General features: G+C 74.2%; 19 protein-coding genes. 11 read left to right on the top strand and 8 right to left on the bottom strand.

Going from position 1 to position 15576, the window contains the following annotated elements; all coding sequences use genetic code 11:
• Positions 1-187: 187 nt before the first annotated feature.
• The 4 genes from ACIOHG_RS28895 to ACIOHG_RS28880 form a co-directional block, all read right to left on the bottom strand.
• Positions 188-397: a CsbD family protein gene (locus ACIOHG_RS28895; RefSeq protein WP_400954767.1), complete on the bottom strand. Its 210-nt coding sequence runs from the start codon at positions 395-397 to the stop codon at positions 188-190.
• Between the two features lie 43 nt (positions 398-440).
• Positions 441-836 carry a hypothetical protein gene (locus ACIOHG_RS28890; RefSeq protein ID WP_400954765.1) on the bottom strand — a complete coding sequence of 132 codons (396 nt, stop codon included), beginning with the start codon at positions 834-836 and terminating at the stop codon, positions 441-443.
• Between the two features lie 270 nt (positions 837-1106).
• Positions 1107-1388 carry a hypothetical protein gene (locus ACIOHG_RS28885; protein ID WP_400954764.1) on the bottom strand — a complete coding sequence of 94 codons (282 nt, stop codon included), beginning with the start codon at positions 1386-1388 and terminating at the stop codon, positions 1107-1109.
• An 11-nt stretch (positions 1389-1399) separates the two neighbouring features.
• On the bottom strand, positions 1400-1723 hold the full coding sequence (locus ACIOHG_RS28880) for a plasmid stabilization protein (protein ID WP_400954762.1): 324 nt from the start codon (positions 1721-1723) through the stop codon (positions 1400-1402).
• A gap of 383 nt (positions 1724-2106) precedes the next feature.
• Between ACIOHG_RS28880 and ACIOHG_RS28875 the strand changes: the two genes are divergently transcribed.
• The 8 genes from ACIOHG_RS28875 to ACIOHG_RS28840 all read left to right on the top strand — a co-directional run bounded on the left by ACIOHG_RS28875 (position 2107) and on the right by ACIOHG_RS28840 (position 8257).
• On the top strand, positions 2107-3075 hold the full coding sequence (locus ACIOHG_RS28875; protein WP_400954761.1) for a SigB/SigF/SigG family RNA polymerase sigma factor: 969 nt from the start codon (positions 2107-2109) through the stop codon (positions 3073-3075).
• 122 nt (positions 3076-3197) lie between these two features.
• On the top strand, positions 3198-3662 hold the full coding sequence (locus tag ACIOHG_RS28870; RefSeq protein ID WP_400954759.1) for an STAS domain-containing protein: 465 nt from the start codon (positions 3198-3200) through the stop codon (positions 3660-3662).
• Complete coding sequence (locus tag ACIOHG_RS28865; protein ID WP_400954757.1) at positions 3662-4159, top strand: ATP-binding protein; 498 nt, start codon at positions 3662-3664, stop codon at positions 4157-4159. The genes ACIOHG_RS28870 and ACIOHG_RS28865 overlap by 1 nt, the downstream gene beginning before the upstream one ends.
• 90 nt (positions 4160-4249) lie before the next feature.
• The gene (locus tag ACIOHG_RS28860) at positions 4250-4453 is read left to right on the top strand and encodes a hypothetical protein (protein WP_400954756.1); all 204 of its coding nucleotides are present in this window, start codon (positions 4250-4252) and stop codon (positions 4451-4453) included.
• Between the two features lie 103 nt (positions 4454-4556).
• Positions 4557-4727, top strand: a complete 171-nt coding sequence (locus ACIOHG_RS28855; RefSeq protein WP_400954754.1) for a hydrophobic protein — start codon at positions 4557-4559, stop codon at positions 4725-4727.
• Between the two features lie 103 nt (positions 4728-4830).
• The gene (locus ACIOHG_RS28850; RefSeq protein ID WP_400954753.1) at positions 4831-5289 is read left to right on the top strand and encodes an SRPBCC family protein; all 459 of its coding nucleotides are present in this window, start codon (positions 4831-4833) and stop codon (positions 5287-5289) included.
• Positions 5290-5652: 363 nt separating this feature from the next.
• Positions 5653-6642 (top strand): XRE family transcriptional regulator, encoded by a 990-nt coding sequence (locus tag ACIOHG_RS28845; protein ID WP_400954752.1) that lies wholly within the window; start codon positions 5653-5655, stop codon positions 6640-6642.
• A gap of 124 nt (positions 6643-6766) precedes the next feature.
• Entirely contained in the window at positions 6767-8257 is a 1491-nt protein-coding gene (locus ACIOHG_RS28840) for an MFS transporter (protein WP_400954751.1), read from the top strand.
• Between the two features lie 70 nt (positions 8258-8327).
• On the opposite strand, the gene ACIOHG_RS28835 is transcribed toward ACIOHG_RS28840, so the two are convergent.
• The 4 genes from ACIOHG_RS28835 to ACIOHG_RS28820 form a co-directional block, all read right to left on the bottom strand.
• Entirely contained in the window at positions 8328-8576 is a 249-nt protein-coding gene (locus ACIOHG_RS28835; RefSeq protein ID WP_400954750.1) for a helix-turn-helix domain-containing protein, read from the bottom strand.
• Positions 8576-9067: a DUF2975 domain-containing protein gene (locus tag ACIOHG_RS28830; RefSeq protein ID WP_400954749.1), complete on the bottom strand. Its 492-nt coding sequence runs from the start codon at positions 9065-9067 to the stop codon at positions 8576-8578. The genes ACIOHG_RS28835 and ACIOHG_RS28830 overlap by 1 nt, the downstream gene beginning before the upstream one ends.
• Positions 9068-9149: 82 nt before the next feature.
• Positions 9150-10841 (bottom strand): beta-1,3-glucanase family protein, encoded by a 1692-nt coding sequence (locus ACIOHG_RS28825; protein WP_400954747.1) that lies wholly within the window; start codon positions 10839-10841, stop codon positions 9150-9152.
• A gap of 218 nt (positions 10842-11059) precedes the next feature.
• On the bottom strand, positions 11060-12373 hold the full coding sequence (locus ACIOHG_RS28820; RefSeq protein ID WP_400954745.1) for a ricin-type beta-trefoil lectin domain protein: 1314 nt from the start codon (positions 12371-12373) through the stop codon (positions 11060-11062).
• 293 nt (positions 12374-12666) lie between these two features.
• Here ACIOHG_RS28820 and argB point away from each other — a divergent pair, with 293 nt between their 5' ends.
• From argB to ACIOHG_RS28805, 3 genes are all read left to right on the top strand, one after another.
• A complete protein-coding gene (gene argB, locus ACIOHG_RS28815) occupies positions 12667-13695 on the top strand; it encodes an acetylglutamate kinase (RefSeq protein WP_400954744.1) in 1029 nt (342 codons plus the stop codon).
• A gap of 98 nt (positions 13696-13793) precedes the next feature.
• A complete protein-coding gene (locus ACIOHG_RS28810) occupies positions 13794-15155 on the top strand; it encodes a lysine N(6)-hydroxylase/L-ornithine N(5)-oxygenase family protein (RefSeq protein WP_400954743.1) in 1362 nt (453 codons plus the stop codon).
• Positions 15156-15195: 40 nt separating this feature from the next.
• Positions 15196-15441, top strand: a complete 246-nt coding sequence (locus ACIOHG_RS28805; RefSeq protein ID WP_400954741.1) for a phosphopantetheine-binding protein — start codon at positions 15196-15198, stop codon at positions 15439-15441.
• Positions 15442-15576: the final 135 nt, after the last annotated feature.

Raw genomic sequence — 15576 nt, 5'->3', positions numbered from 1 at the left:
GTTGGGGGGGGGGCCCGGGGGCCGGGCGGGGCCCCGGGGGGGGGCGGGGGGGGGGGGCGGGCCCGGGGGGCGGGGGGGGGGGGGGGGGGGCGGGGGGGGGGGGGGGCCCCCCCGCCCCCCCGCCGCAGGTCGGGCCGCCGAGCCCGCGCGGCCGTCCCCGGTCTGCGGGGTCAGCCGGTCTGCGGGGTCAGCGCTTGAAGGCGCCCTTGACCTTGTCGACACCCTCCTCGATCCGGGCCTTCGCCTCGTCCGCGTCCTGCTTGACCTGGGCCTCGGCCTGGTCGCCGCGTCCCTCGTGCTCCAGTCGCTCGTTGCCGGTCGCGGAACCGGCCTTCTCCTTGGCGGCGCCGAGGGCCTCCTCGGCCTTGTGCTTCAGCTTGTCGGATGCGTTGCTCACGATCGTTCCCTCCGGGAGTCGACGGTGCGTCAGTGACGGTGCTTCAGTGGGTGAAGCGGTGGCGCGGCCGGGTGCGCGGCGGCTTCGCGGTCGGCGGCTGGTTCGCCGCGGGCCGGTCGGCGAGCGGGAGGCCCGCGGTGTCGTAGGGGTCCGTCGCCCCACCGGTGCGCTCCGCGACGGTCGGCGCGGCCGTGGCCGGCTCGACCGGGCGGCGGCGACGGCGGTGCCAGCGCACGCCGCCGCCCATCAGGGCGAGGCCGGCGCAGAACAGCAGGGCGAGGGCGAGTCCGGCGAGGAACGCGCCCAGGGTGCTGACGGTGGCGAGGTGGTGGCCGAGAATCGACACGCCCGTCTCGGGCCCGCCGCCGAGGTTGTCGGCGATCAGCAGGCCCGCGAACGCACCGGACGCGGCGAACAACAGCAGTCCGAGCAGCAGCATGGTCCAGGTCCTTTCGCTAGCTCCGTGGCTCTCCGTAGCTCCGTGTCGTGGTTGCTCGGTGTCTTGGTGGCCCTGTGTCGTGCCCGGGCCGGACAGCGTCTGCCCGGACGGAAGCGGATCAATCGGCTCGTTCCGGTCGGTTCCTCGGAGCCGGCTGGGGCGGCGGTGGCGGGCGCGCCGCGCGGGCAGGCGGTTGCCCGGATCCTCCACGCCGAGTGTGCCGAGTGTCTTGCGGGGCAAGGGAGTTCGGTGCAGGGGCGGGCCCCGCGGTCACCCCGGCCCGGGTTGCGGTTCGGGGTCGGGGCCGGGTTCTGGGGAGGGGCCGGGCGCGGGGTGGTAGGGCGGGCCGTGCGGGTCCGGCGGTTCCGGGGACGGCGGCGGGGCGGGCGGCTGCGGGTCGTGCGGGATCGGCGGGGCGAGCGGCGGCGCCGGGTCCGGCGGAACGGGGGAGGGACTGAACGGCCCGGGCGGGTCGGTGGGCCGGGGCGGGCTGTCCGGCGGCTCCGGCGGCCGGACGTCCGGGTCGGCGGGCATCGGGATCGTCATCGTCATCGTCATCGTCCTCACCGCCCCAGCGCGCGTTCGAGCTGGTGCTTGTTCATCTTGGAGCGCCCCTTGATGCCGCGCTGCCGGGCCTCGTTGTACAGCTGGTCGTACGTCGGCCCCTGGGCGCCCCGGTGCGAGCGCTTGCCGCCCCGGTGGCCCGAGGACACGTCGTGGGTCGAGCTGCGGCTCGCCGTGCGGCTCTCGCCGTGCCGGGCACGCTCCTTGTTCACCGTGCGGGCGGCGATCTCCGCGGCGCGCTCCTCGTTCTCGCCGCGCTTCAGCGCGCTCTCCTTGATGTGCTCGTACTGGCGCTCCCGCTTGGGGCTCGATCCGGCGGGCATGGCGGACTCCTCTCGGTCGTGGGACGGTCTCCGGCGCGCCTACCCCGGCGGGCCCGGATGAATCTCGGACGAATCGGGCTGGATCGGGCTGGATCGGGTGGATTGGGACGTTCGGGATCGGGTAGGAGGGGAGTGCCGTGCCGACTGTTCACCGCAGGGTGGGCAGCACCCGGCGCGGCCGACCCGCGAGGTCGCCCATCACGGCATGCGAGCCGCGTGCCGGGAGCCGTCGCCTGAAGGAGCCGGGTACCACGGTTCTCGCCCGCCCCGTCGTCGTTCCGCACGGGCCGCCGCTGCACGGATGCCGTCGAGCGCCCCCGTGCGCGGCGCGCCACCGCGTGGCACGGGGCAGGTCCCCACCGTCACCCGGGAGATGACTCCCTGTGAACACTTCCACTCCATGCCTGTCCGGCGCCGGCGCGACCGGCCCCGCCGTGACCCCCGCGGACGCCGACGGCGTCGACCCGATGTACCGGCCCACCCGGCGCGAGATGCGCGCCATGGGCAAGTACGAGGCCCGCGAACTGAGCGACGCGCTGTTCCGCCGGATGGCCCAGTTGCCGCCCGAGGACACCGCGTACGGCTACGTCCGGGGCACCCTGATCGAGCTGAACATGCCGCTGGTACGGTTCGTCGCCGCCCGGTTCCGGCACCGCCCCGAGGAGCTCGACGACATCCTGCAGGTCGGCACGGTCGGCCTGATCAAGGCTGTCGACGGCTTCGACCCGGAGCGCGGCGTCGAGTTCCTCACCTACGCGATCCCCACCATCTCCGGCGAGATCAAGCGGTTCTTCCGCGACACCTCGTGGCCGCTGCGGGTGCCGCGCAGCGTGCAGGAACGCTACCTGGCCGCGGCCCGCGCCTCCGACCGGCTGGAGCAGGACCTCGGCCGACTGCCCGAACTCGCCGAACTCGCGGATGAGTTGCACCTCAGCGAGGAGGAAGCGGCCGAGGGACTGGAGGCCGGGCGACTGTGCCGGTGCGACTCGCTGGACTCGCTGCGCGACGACGGCTCCGAGGACGCCGGGAGCGCGCTGATCAACCGGCTCGGCGACTGCGACCCCGCCCTCGAACTCGCCGAACTGCGCGTCGCCGCGAAGCCGTTCATCAGCCGGCTGCCCGAACGCGAGCGCACGGTGCTGCTGCTGCGGTTCTGGGGCGGGCTGACCCAGAGCGAGATCGCCGCCGAGATCGGCGTCTCCCAGATGCACGTCTCGCGCATCCTGGCCGCGACCCTGGAGGGCCTGCGCGCACAGATCGAGGGCCGCGCGCAGCCGGACCGGCAGGAGCAGGAACAGGAACAGGGACGGGGACAGGGACGGGGACGGGAGTGCGCGGAGCACGCGGAGTGAAGGAGACCCGAACGAGCCCGTTGGTTGGGGTGGGGACGGCCGGGTAGCCGCATCGGGGTGGGGCTCGCAGGCTGGAAGGGGCCCGTGCCGGACGGCAGGAGGCGCAGGAGGTGGCCGGAACCGTGAACACCCAGCCCGTTGCGGGCGCACCCCTCACCGTGACGCAGCGCCGCCCTCCCGGGGCGCTGGTGCTGCGCCCCGAGGGGGAGCTCGACCACGACAGCGTCGGCCCGCTCCGGGAGGCGCTGGAGAGCGCCGTCGCCGACCCGCCCGGCCGTCTGGTGGTGGACTGCGCGGGCCTGGACTTCTGCGACTCCACCGGCCTCAACCTGCTGCTGCGGGCCCATGCCGCCGCCCGGCAGGTCGGCCTGCCCCTGCTGCTGGCCGGGCCCGGGCCGGTGGTGGCCCGGATGCTGCAGATCACCGGCGCGGACGAGGTCCTGCCCGTGCACCCCGGTGTCGACGAGGCGCTCTCCGCGGCCGTGCCGCCGGACGGCGAGCCGGACGGGGGCGGCGAGCAGGACGGTGACGGGGACCAGGACGGGGGCGGTAGCGAGGGCGGGGGCACGGGGGAGGGGGAGGAGTGATGACCGGCCGTCCCGTCAGTTCCGCCGGGCCCGTTCCGACGGGTGCCGACCGGCGCAGCCTGCCGCTCTCGGGGGCACCCGGCACCGTCGCGCTGGGCCGGGAGTTCACCCGGCTCGCGCTGCGCGCCTGGGGTTGGCTGCCGAGGGGGGAGGACGGTCCCGGGACGGGTGGCGCGGGCCTGCCGTCGGAGGACGCCGTCCGGGCCGCCGCCGCCGACGTGCTGCTGATGACCAGCGAACTCGTCACCAACGCCTGCCAGCACGCGACCGGCCCCTACCGGCTGGAGCTGACCAGGTACGGCCCGTTGGTGCGGGTCGCGGTGCGGGACGGCGACGACCGGCCGCCGGTGCTGCGGCCCCGGCAGGTTCTGGCCCGGCCGGGCGGCCACGGGTTGCGGGTGGTGGACCGGCTGTCGGCCGCGTGGGGGTGCGAGCCCGTGGACGGGGGCGGGAAGAGCGTGTGGCTGGAGATCGTCCGTCCCCCGGCGGAGCACTGAGCCCACCGGTGCCACAGCGGAAGGAAGGAGGGAGCGGTCCCGCCCGCCCCCGCGGCCCCCGCCCGCTCCGGGCGGCTCGCCGGGCGCACCGTGCTGGAGCTGGACGGCTGCGCGGCGACCGCCGCGATCCGCGAGAGCACCGACGCCGGCACCGTCCCGATCATCGCCGTCACCGCCCGGGCCATGCCCGACGACCGTGCCCGCAGCCTGGCCGCCGACACCGACGACGACACCTGCCTGATCGCGATCGAACTGCTCGCCGGGGAAAGCCCGGACACGGCGAAAGGGGTTTGAAACGGGACGGAACGGCCAGACGTCCGGCAGGCCCGCAGCGGGCCGTGCGGCCGCCGCCCGTTCCCGTCGGCGGCCGCCCCCGGACCGAGGAGGTGCGACCGTCATGCTCGCGATGCTGCTGGTACTGCTGCTGATCCTGATCCTGTTCGGCGCCGGATTCGCCGTCAAAGTGCTGTGGTGGGTCGCGGTGGCCGTGCTGATCCTGTGGCTGATCGGTTTCGTCGCCCGCGGCACCGGCACCGGGGGCGGCCGCTCCCGCTGGTACCGGTGGTGACGGTCGACGGCCCGCCCGCAGGTCCGCACCGTCCCGACAGTCCCGAGAACGCCCACAGTCCCGAGAACGCCCAGAACACCCGGAGACACGGAGGAGAGCGCAGATGAGCCTGGTCCAGGAGACCATCGAGGTCGACGTCCCCCTGCACACCGCGTACAACCAGTGGACGCAGTTCGAGGACTTCCCCCGCTTCATGGACGGCGTCGAGGAGGTCACCCAGATCGACGAGCGCCACAACCACTGGCGCACCAAGATCGCCGGGGTGACCCGGGAGTTCGACACCGAGATCGTCGACCAGCTGGCCGACCAGAAGATCGCCTGGCGGACGGTCGGCGGCGACGTCCAGCAGATGGGCGCGGTCAGCTTCGCCCGCCTCGGCGACGACCGCTGCGAGGTGCGGCTGGCGATGGACTACGACCCGCAGGGCATCGCCGAACACACCGCCGACGCCCTCGGCATGGTCGACCGCCGGGTCCGCGGCGACCTGGAGCGGTTCAAGTCCTTCGTCGAGGAACGCGGTCTGGAGACCGGCGGCTGGCGGGGACGCATCACCCCTTCCTGACCCCGCCGAACCCCTTCCTGACCCCGCCGAACCCCTTCCTGACCCCGCCGACCGCCTCGCCCGGCCGCCCCGCCCCGTCCGGCGGGGCGGCCCGCGTGCGTGCGCCCCGTGCACGGCAGCCGGGCGGCGGCGGCCCAGGCCGGGCGTTCCCGGGGTAGGGCGTTCCCGGGGCAGGGCGTTCCCGGGGCGGGCGTTCTCGGTCGGGATGCGGCACGAGCGGTCGGGATCTGCCCAAAGCGCGCCGTTGCCCGTTGCCCGGTGGCGTCCGGCGTTACTGTCGGTACCGGGACGGGTGCCCGATCCGCCCCGGACAGGGCCGGGACCGGGAGCGGGACCGGCCGAGACGTGGGACCGGGGGCCGCCGTGGACCGTCGCAGTTTCGTGGGGTTCGGGGTGGCCTCGCTCGCCGTGCTGGCCGTGCAGTGGGCGGCGCCCGAACCGCAGCGGCTGGCCCGGGCGTTCGGCGGGGCCCGGGTGGACGGCGCGGTGGTCGACTGGCTGGAGGCGGGCGGCAACGGCCTGGCGGTGCTGCCGACCGAGCAGCGGCGCCACGCGGCCCGCCTGATGGACGCCCAACTCGCCACCGTCACCGGCCTGCTGGCCGACGGACAGTACGACGGGCGGACGGGACGGCGACTGCACCGGCTGGCCGCCTCGCTCGCCTCCACCTGCGGCTGGTACCGCTTCGACCAGGGCCGGCACGCCGCCGCCGGGCGGATGTGGGAGGTGGCGCTGCTGTCCGCGCACGCCGCCGGGGACCGCGACCGGGTCGCGGGCGTCCTCGCCGACACCGCCTACCAGGCGACCTGGCTCGGCCGGCCCCGGGCCTCCGCCGACCGGCTCGGCTACGCGCTCACCGGCGTCCGGCACCCCGCCGCCCGGGCCCTGCTGCTGCTCCGGCGGGCCCGCGCGGACGCCGCGCTCGGCGAACGGGCCGCCTGCTACCGGGACTTGGCGGCGGCCGAACGCGCCCTGGACGGTGCTGGCGCCGAGCCGCCGCCCGGCTGGTGCTGCTGGATGGGCCCCGCGGACCTGGCCGTCGACTCCGGCCGCTGCCTGCTCGACCTCGGCCACCCCGCCGCCGCCCGGACCCGGATCGCCGAGGGCGTCGCGCTGCTGCCCCCGGCCCGGGACAAGACCCGCGCCGTTTTCCTCACCTACCAGGCCCGGGCCCTGCTGCGCACCGGCGAGGTCGAGCAGGCCCTCGCGGCGACCGCCGGCGCGCTCGACCTGTCGGCCCGGATCGGCGCGCCGCGCTGCGTGTCGCTGGTCCGCGACCTGGCCCCGGCGCTGGCCCGGCACCGCCGGGTGGACGGCGTCCCGGAGTTCCTGGACCGGCTCACCACCGTCTGACCGCCCGGGCCACGAGTCCCGGCCGTCCGAGCGGGGAGATCGGCGTACGCGCGGCACTTCGGGGCAGACGCGGGGGCGGCGCGCCCGGAGGGGCCGGGCGTGCGTCCGAGGGACGGAGGCCGAGATGTCCACAGCGCAACGCGAGGCGGCCGGGCCCGGTCCCGGCACGGTGGAGACCGACGTACCCGGCCGGCTCGACCGCCTGCCCTGGTCACCCTGGCACTGGCGGATCCTGATCGGTCTGGGCACCGTCTGGATCCTGGACGGCCTGGAAGTCACCATCGTCGGCAACCTGGCCGCCCGGCTCGCCGAACCGGGCAGCGGGATCGCGATCAGCACCACCCAGGTCACCTCGGTGGCCGCCGCCCTGTACGTGGCCGGCGCCTGCTGCGGCGCCCTGTTCTTCGGCTGGCTGACCGACCGGCTGGGCCGCAAGAAACTGTTCATGATCACCCTCGCGGTGTACCTGGCGGCCACCGCCGTCACCGCGTTCTCCTGGACGGCCTGGTTCTTCTTCCTGTGCCGGTTCTTCACCGGCTTCGGCATCGGCGGCGAGTACGCCGCCATCAACTCGGCGATCGACGAACTGATCCCGGCCCGGGTCCGCGGCCGGGTCGACCTGATCGTCAACGGCAGCTTCTGGATCGGCGCGGCGCTCGGCGCGTTCGCCTCGATCGCCCTGCTGGACAGCGCGCTGTTCGCCACCGACGTCGGCTGGCGGCTGGCCTTCGGCATCGGCGTCGTCCTCGGCCTGGTCATCCTGCTGGTGCGCCGGCACGTCCCGGAGAGCCCGCGCTGGCTGTTCCTGCACGGGCGCGGCGACGAGGCGGAGGAGATCGTCGCGGAGGCGGAGCGGATCGTCCGGGAGGAGAGCGGCAAGGAACTGCCGCCGGTCGAGGACCCGCCGATCCGGATCCGGGTGCGCAGCCCGATCGGCTTCCTCACCATCGCCCGCACCCTGGTGCGCACCTACCCGCGCCGCACCGTCCTCGGCCTGTCGCTGTTCATCGGGCAGTCCTTCCTCTACAACTCGGTCACCTTCGGGTACGCGGCGATCCTCACCACCTTCTTCGACGTCCCCGCGGGCGACACCGGCTACTACTTCGCGGTGATCGCGGTCGGCAACTTCCTCGGCCCGCTGCTGCTCGGCCACTTCTTCGACTCGGTCGGCCGCCGCCCGATGATCGCCGGGACGTACCTCGGCTCCGGGGTGCTGCTGTTCGGCACCGCCTGGCTGTTCCAGCGCGGCTCGCTGGACGCCACCACCATGACGGCCTGCTGGACGGCGGTGCTGTTCCTGGCCTCGGCCGGGGCCAGCGCGGCCTACCTGACGGTCAGCGAGATCTTCCCGATGGAGACCCGGGCGCTGTGCATCGCGTTCTTCTACGCGGTCGGCACCGCGGCGGGCGGCATCTCCGGGCCGCTGCTCTTCAACGGCCTGGTCGGCAGCGGCCAGGTCGGCGACACCACGCTGGCGTTCTGCATCGGCGCGGCCCTGATGGCGGCCGCGGGGCTGGTCGAGGCGCTGATCGGAGTGAAGGCCGAGCGCCGCAGCCTGGAGTCGCTGGCCGCGCCGCTCAGCCAGGTCCCCGAACCGGCCGCCGGGAAGACCTGACGGCCGATCGGCGCCCGCGCGGCCCGCCGGTGGCCGGCAACACCGCCACCCCGGGCCGCACGGGCGCCGCTCAGCAGCCCTCCGCGTCCTCCGCGTCCTCCGCGTCCTCCGCGTCCTCGGGCTCCCAGCGCAGCAGGTCGCCGGGCTGGCAGGCCAGCGCCTCGCAGAGGGCGGCGAGGGTGGCGAAGCGCACCGCCTTGGCACGGCCGTTCTTGAGCACGGCCAGGTTGGCGGGGGTGATGCCGACCCGTTCCGCGAGCTCGCCCACCGACATCTTGCGCCGGGCCAGCATCACGTCGATGTCGACGGTGATCGGCATCAGATCACCTCGTCCAACTCGCCCCGCAGCTGCGCCGCTTCGACGTCACGGGCGACGGCCTGGGCGAGCAGGGCGCGCAGCACCGCGACGATCAGCGCGACGCCGAGGACCGCCAGGCCGATCCCGCCCATGATCACGGTGACGCCCGGATCCTCCCGCTGGCCGGGCGCGTTGACGGCGGTCACCACGAACCACAGCAGCGCCAGCACGACGACCGCGCCGATGATGCCGTTCACGTACCGGAACGCGGCCGCCGAGAACACCGTCCCGCGCCGCACCATCGCCACCAGCCGCCACACGCACCCCAGCACGACCTGCGCCGCGCCCAGGCCCAGCACCGTGATCACCCGGAACGCGGTCAGCGGCAGCGTCCCGTCCTCCGGGTCGCTCCCACTGACCAGCGTCCACAGCATCAGCACCTGGACCAGCACGGTGCCGGTGAACACCACCACGAGCACGGCGCGCAGGGCGCGGACCGTCAGTTTTCCCATCAGTCGACCTTCCATCGAGCCACGATGGAAATCTATCGAATCTCGATAGGCGGCGGCAAGGGTCGGCGATCCGCCGCCGGGCTCAGGAGAAGACGAACCAGTTGAGGTTGACGAAGTCGGCGGGCTGGCCGCTGCTGAAGGTCAGGTAGACGTCGCGGACGCCGGTGATCCGGGAGAGGTCGGCGGGGACGGTGCGCCAGGTCTGCCAGCCGCCGGTGTTGGCGAGGGCGAAGGAGCCGACGGGGGTGGCGGTGGGGCTGCCCAGGCGGACCTGGACCAGGCCGCTGACGCCGGCGGCCGCGCCGGAGGCGACCCGGGCGTCGATCCGGGTGGCGCCGGTGGAGCCGAAGTCGAGGGTGTAGCGCAGCCAGTCGCCGTTGGCGAGCCAGCCGACGTCGGTGCCGCCGCCGGTGTCGGAGCACGCCTCGGTCTGCGCCCCCGACTGGGCGGTGAAGGACTCGGCCTGGACGGTGCTGAAGGCCGAGGCGCCGCCGCTCGGCGGCGGGGTGGTCGGGGTGCCGCCGCCGGACAGGCCGCCGACGGTGATCACCCAGCGGGTCGGCGCGCCGGACTGCACCTTGCCCTCGAAGTCGACGCCGGCCGGGTGGACGTCGTCGTACGGGAAGGCGTAGCCGAGGCCGTCGGGCGTGGTGGAGTGCAGGATGCGGGCGTAGTGGTTGGTGCGGGCCTGGGTGTAGAAGGTCGCCGGGTTCTCGCCGGTGGGCTGGTTCGGGTTGCTCAGCAGCGTGGTGCGGTTGAACGCGGCCGCCAGCCGGGCGCTCAGATTGCCCATCAGGTCGTTGCCGGTGGTGAACGGGGCGTCGCTGCAGGAGAAGATCGCCAGCGTGGAGGGCCTGGCGAAGGACCCCGCGCCGGGGAAATTGAGGGTGCTGCCGCTGACCCGCCCGGTGAACGCCCCCCAGGTGTACTGGGTGTCGATCCGCAGGTCGGTCCCGGCGTACTTGCTCCACACCTGGTCGACGTACGGTTCGAAGTACCCGCTGAACAGGGCGCTGTTGCCGCGGATCGCCAGGTTGGGGGCGAGCACCCGCAGGTCGCCGCTGCCGCGGTTGACGACCAGCCGGCTCCAGTCGGAGCCGTCGGCGGCGGACTGGGCGCGCAGCGCGGCCGCGACCCGGGACAGGCCGTCGGCGGGCAGGCCGCGGACGGTCTGGGTGGGGCCGCCGGAGACCTCCAACTGGAAGGCGATCGGCAGGCAGACCATGTCGACGAAGGTGATGTTGCCGAACAACTGGTCGTTGTTGAAGGTGAATTCGCAGAAGTCGTGCCGGACGTCGATGTTCGGGTCGGTCGGGTTGACCACCGAGGGCAGTGCCAGGCCGCCGCCCCGGTTCATCAGGAAGGTCAGCTTGGCGCCGACCGAGAAGTAGATCCGTCCGCTGTCCAGGTGCGGCAGCGTCACCCGGCGCGGGGCCGCCCCGGAGGCGTTCAGCGCGATCGCGCAGTCCACCCCCAGCGGCGTCTGGTCGTTGGCCGGGTTCGGCGGGTGGTACAGGCTGCTGCCGTTCGCCTGCAGGAAGGCCCAACTGCCGCCCGCCGCCGGGTCGCGGCCGAGCACGTACGCGTACACGGTGTTGCTGCCGGTGGTGTTGGCCAGGTCGAGCGCCAGGGTGGCCGGGGTCTGCGCCTGGGCCTGCCCGCCGGTCGCCAGGGCGGCGGCGGGGAGTGCGAGCGCGGCGGCGGCCAGCAGCGCGCGGCGGGAGAGCCGCCCGCCGGACGCGGGGACCGGGGGCTGGGCGTGACGGGGTGTCATGGCGGGCGGGTGTCCTTCCGGGTGGGGGCGGGAGGGGCGGCGACGGTGACGGTGACGGTGACAGGGCGGGGGCGGGGGCGGGGGCGGGGGCGACGGGCCGGGAGGGGGCGCGGGCCGGCGGGGGGCGGGGGGGGGGGCGGCCCGCCCCCCCCGGGGGGGGGGCGGGGGGGGGGGGCCCGGGGGTCCCCGGCCCCGCGGTGGGCGGGGCCGACGGGGTGTCAGCCGAGCGTCCACTTCTGGGCGCCGGTGCCGTTGCAGGTCCACAGCTGCAGGTGGGTGCCGTCGGCGGCGGAGCCGTTCGGGGAGTCCAGGCACTTGCCGGAGCCCGGGTTGAGGAAGTCGTTGCCGGAGCGGTGCTGCCACTGCTGGGCGCTGGTGCCGTTGCAGGTGTAGAGCTGGATCACCGCGCCGTCGTTGTGCGAGGCGGCGGCCACGTCCAGGCACTTGCCGAGGGCGCGGACGGTGCCGTCGGTGCCGACCGTCCACTGCTGGGCGGCGTTGCCGGTGCAGTTGTGCAGCTGGATGGGCGTGCTGTCGGCGCTGGAACCGCCCGCGACGTCCACGCACATGCCGCCGGGCCCGGTGATCCGCCCGGTGTAGGGGCCGGTGCTGCCACCCCAGGTGGTGGTGTGGACGTAGTCGACCACCATGGTCTGCGGGTAGCTGGAGGAGCCGTCGGGGCTGCCCGGCCAGTCGCCGCCGACCGCGAGGTTGAGGATCACGAAGAACGGGTGGTCGAAGACCCAGCGGTTGCCGCCGAGGTCGGCGGGGGTGCGGGTCTGGTAGGCGTTGCCGTCCACCGACCAGGTGATGGAGTTGGGGCTCCAGTCGACCGCGAAGGTGTGGAAGGCGTCGGCGAAGGACTGCCCGGCCGGGAGGCTGTAGGGCGCGCCGATGCCGGCCGCGCCGGAGTAGCCGGGGCCGTGGAAGGTGCCGTGCACGGTGCCGGGTTCGCGGCCGATGTTCTCCATCACGTCGATCTCGCCGCTGTTCGGCCAGCCGACCGTGCCGAGGTCGTTGCCGAGCATCCAGAAGGCCGGCCAGATGCCCTGCCCGCGCGGGATCTTGATCCGGGACTCGAAGTGCCCGTACGCCTGGGTGAAGGTGCGCGAGGTGTTCAGCCGGGCCGAGGTGTACTGGCAGGTGCCGTACCAGCAGGACAGGCCGGGGTCGGTGTTGCGCTTGGCGGTGATCACCAGGTGGCCCTGGCCGTCCAGCGCGGCGTTCGCGGCGCCGCCCGTGTAGTACTGCAGCTCGTGGTTGCCGTTGCCCGAACCGCCGGTCTCCAGGGTCCACTTGGCGGGGTCGACGGCCGAGCCGACCGGGCCGTCGAAGTCGTCGCCCCAGTTCGCCGCGGCGACCTGCTCGGCGGCCTGCCCGGCGGCCTGCTCGGCGGCCGGCAGGGCGGCGGTCCGGGCGGCCGCGGCCGGGGCGGCGGCCGAGGCGAACGGGGCGGCGGCCAGCAGGGCGGCGGCCGCCAGCAGGGCGAATCCGCCGAAGGGCCAGCGGCGCGGGCGTGGGGGAGCAGCCATGGAAGAACCTTCCCTCGATCTGAGAGCGCTCTCTGCGGCGGTGTCCCGCCGCCGGTAGCCCTGAATCGTACGGACGCGTTATCAGCATGGCAACGTCAAAGAACCCTTGTTCTGCTAGGCATTTCCGCCCAACTTGCCTTCGGGTCTTGAAGACTGGGGAGTCCGGGTGTGCCGATGCGTCATGAGAGCGCTCTCCAAGGGGTCGGCCATGGTCGGGCCGGTGCCCCGTCGGGGCGTGCTGGGCAGTGCTCCGAGCTGCATGTAAGGTAACCCTTGCCTAAGTTGATGGGGCAGTGGACGGGGCGGCGATCGAGGGTGGGAGGCGGACGGTGGTCCAACCGCAGGCGCAGGAGCCGGACCTGTTGGACTGGCTGGCCGGGCTGGGTGCCCGCCGGGGGTCCGCCGTGGTGGTCAAGTTCGGCGGGAACGCCATGGTGGACGAGGAGTTGAAGGCGTCCTTCGCCCGCTCGGTGGTGCTGCTGCGGTACGCCGGACTGCGCCCGGTGGTGGTGCACGGCGGCGGCCCGCAGATCGACGCCCACCTGCGCCGGCTCGGCCTCAGCGCCCCGTTCGCGGGCGGCCTGCGGGTCACCACGCCCGAGGTGATGGGCGAGGTCCGGATGGTGCTGGCCGGCCGGGTGCAGCGCGAGCTGGTCAACCTGGTCAACGTGCACGGCCCGTTCGCGGTCGGCCTCACCGGCGAGGACGCGGGCACCCTGCGGGCCGTCAAGCGCCGCTGCCTGGTGGGCGGCGAGCCCGTCGACCTGGGCCGGGTGGGCGAGGTCGCCGAGGTGCGCACCGGACTGCTGCGGGCCCTGCTGGCGGACGGCCGGATACCGGTGCTGTCCTCGGTCGCGGTCGGCGACGACGGTGCCGTCTACAACGTGAACGCCGACACCGCGGCCGCCGCCGTGGCCGGTGCGCTGGGTGCGCGCACCCTGCTGATGCTCACCGACGTGCCCGGCCTGTACCGGAGTTGGCCCCCGGGCGGGGGTGCGGACGGGGAGGTGATCGGGGAGCTGCCGGCCGCCGAGCTGGCCGCCCTGCTGCCCGGCCTGGCCGGGGGCATGGTCCCGAAGATGACGGCCTGCCTGGCCGCGCTGCGGGCCGGGGTGGGGGAGGTGCGGGTGCTGGACGGGCGGGAGCCCGACGCGGTACTGCGCGCCTTCGGTGCGGACGCGCCCGGCACCCGGGTGGTCGCCGACCCGGTGCTCCGTGGCGCCGGCGGTCCGCTGAGCGGCGGCCGGGGCCAAAAGCCCTGGCCGGGGCGGGGGCTGAACTTGACTCAGCCGCCCGTCGTAAGACAAGTTAGGCAAGCCTAACCAAAGTAATTGGGGGCCGGGCGGGTCCGGTCCCGTCGTACCGGCATCGGTGCGCATCGGTGCGCATCGATGAGCATCGGGAAGAGGGAAGGACGCGCATGTCGCTGGAGAACGAGGCGGGCCGCCCGGACGCGGAGGTCGACGACCTGGTCGGCATAGGCTTCGGCCCCGCCAACCTCGCCCTCGCCATCGCGGTCGACGACCACAACCGGACCGGCGCCGAACCCCCGCTCCGGGTGGGCTTCCTGGAGCGCCAGGAGCGCTTCGGCTGGCACCGCGGCATGCTGCTGGACGGCGCCACCATGCAGGTGTCCTTCCTCAAGGACCTGGTCACCCAGCGCGACCCGCGCAGCCGCTTCACCTTCCTGACGTACCTCCAGGAACAGGGCCGGCTCGCCGACTTCATCAACCTGAAGACCTTCTACCCGACCCGGCTGGAGTTCCACGCCTACTTCGAGTGGTGCGCCGCCGAGTTCGCCGACCGGGTCGACTACGCCCGCACCGTCACCGGCATCCGCCCGCTGACCGGCCCGGACGGCCGGATCGAGCAGGTCGAGGTGGTCTCCGAGGCGCCGGACGGCGGCGACCGGCAGGTCCGCCGGGCCCGCAACATCGCCGTCGGCACCGGTCTGACCCCACGGCTGCCCGCGGGGGTCGAGACCGGCGAGAGCGTCTGGCACACCCGCGATCTGCTGTTCCGCGCACCGGAGTTGGCTCGGCGCGGCCTGCGGCACCGCCGGATCGCCGTGGTCGGCGCCGGCCAGTCCGCCGCCGAGGCCGTCGAGCACCTGCACCGCACCTTCCCGGGCGCGGAGATCTGCGCCGTGCTGACCCGGTACGGCTACAGCCCCGCCGACGACAGCCCGTTCGCCAACCGGATCTTCGACCCGTCCGCGGTGGACGAGTTCTACGCCGCCTCCGAAGAGTCCAGGCGGACCCTGCTGGCCCAGCACGCCAACACCAACTACTCCGTGGTGGACGGCGAGTTGATCGAGGCGCTGTACCGCACCGCCTACCAGGAGAAGGTCGCCGGGCAGGAGCGCCTGCGGGTGCTCAACACCACCCGGCTGACCGGCGCCGAGCCCACCGCCGACGGCGTCCGCGCGCAGCTGCGCTCGCTCACCACCGGCCGCGAACAGGCCCTGGACTGCGACGCGGTGGTGCTCGCCACCGGCTACACCCACGTCGACCCGCGCGAACTGCTCGGCGAGCTCGCCGCCGACTGCCGCACCGACGAACAGGGCCGGCTCCGGGTCGACCGCGACCACCGGGTGCTCACCGCCGACCGCCTCGATGTCGGCATCTACCTCCAGGGCGGCACCGAGCACACCCACGGCATCACCTCCTCGCTGCTCTCCACGCTGGCCGTGCGCTCCGGCGAGATCCGCGACTCGCTGCTGCTGCGCCGCTCCGGCCGCGACCTGCGGGCCCGCAGCGCCACCGCCACCGCCATCGCCTGACTCGCCGTCACATCGCTTATTCCGGAACGGACTTGACGCAATGACTTCCCCCGCCGGGTTCGACCCTGACACCCTGCGCGCCGAGATCGCCGACCTGCTCGGCGAGGCGCCCGAGGACATCCACGACGAGGACGACCTGCGCGACCTCGGTCTGGACTCGATGCGGCTGATGCACCTGGTGGAGACCTGGCGCGCCCGCGGCGCCCGGGTCGAGTTCGCCGACCTCGCCGACCTGGACGGGCCGCCCACCCTGCTCGCCTGGTCGGCCCACCTGACCCGTGCCTGAGCGCCCGGATTTCTCGAACGTCCCGCTGAAGAACCCCTGTTGAGGAGTCTCAATGACTGAGTCAAGCTGTCTGCGCGGCCGGATCGGAGGTGAAGATCCGGTTGTCGCGCAGGAGTGCCCACAGGACGCTGACCC

The sequence above is a fragment of the Kitasatospora sp. NPDC088134 genome (assembly GCF_044741705.1).
Lineage (GTDB): Bacteria > Actinomycetota > Actinomycetes > Streptomycetales > Streptomycetaceae > Kitasatospora.
The sequence above is the reverse complement of the archived record's forward strand: the minus strand, read 5'-3'. Positions and strand labels throughout refer to the sequence as shown.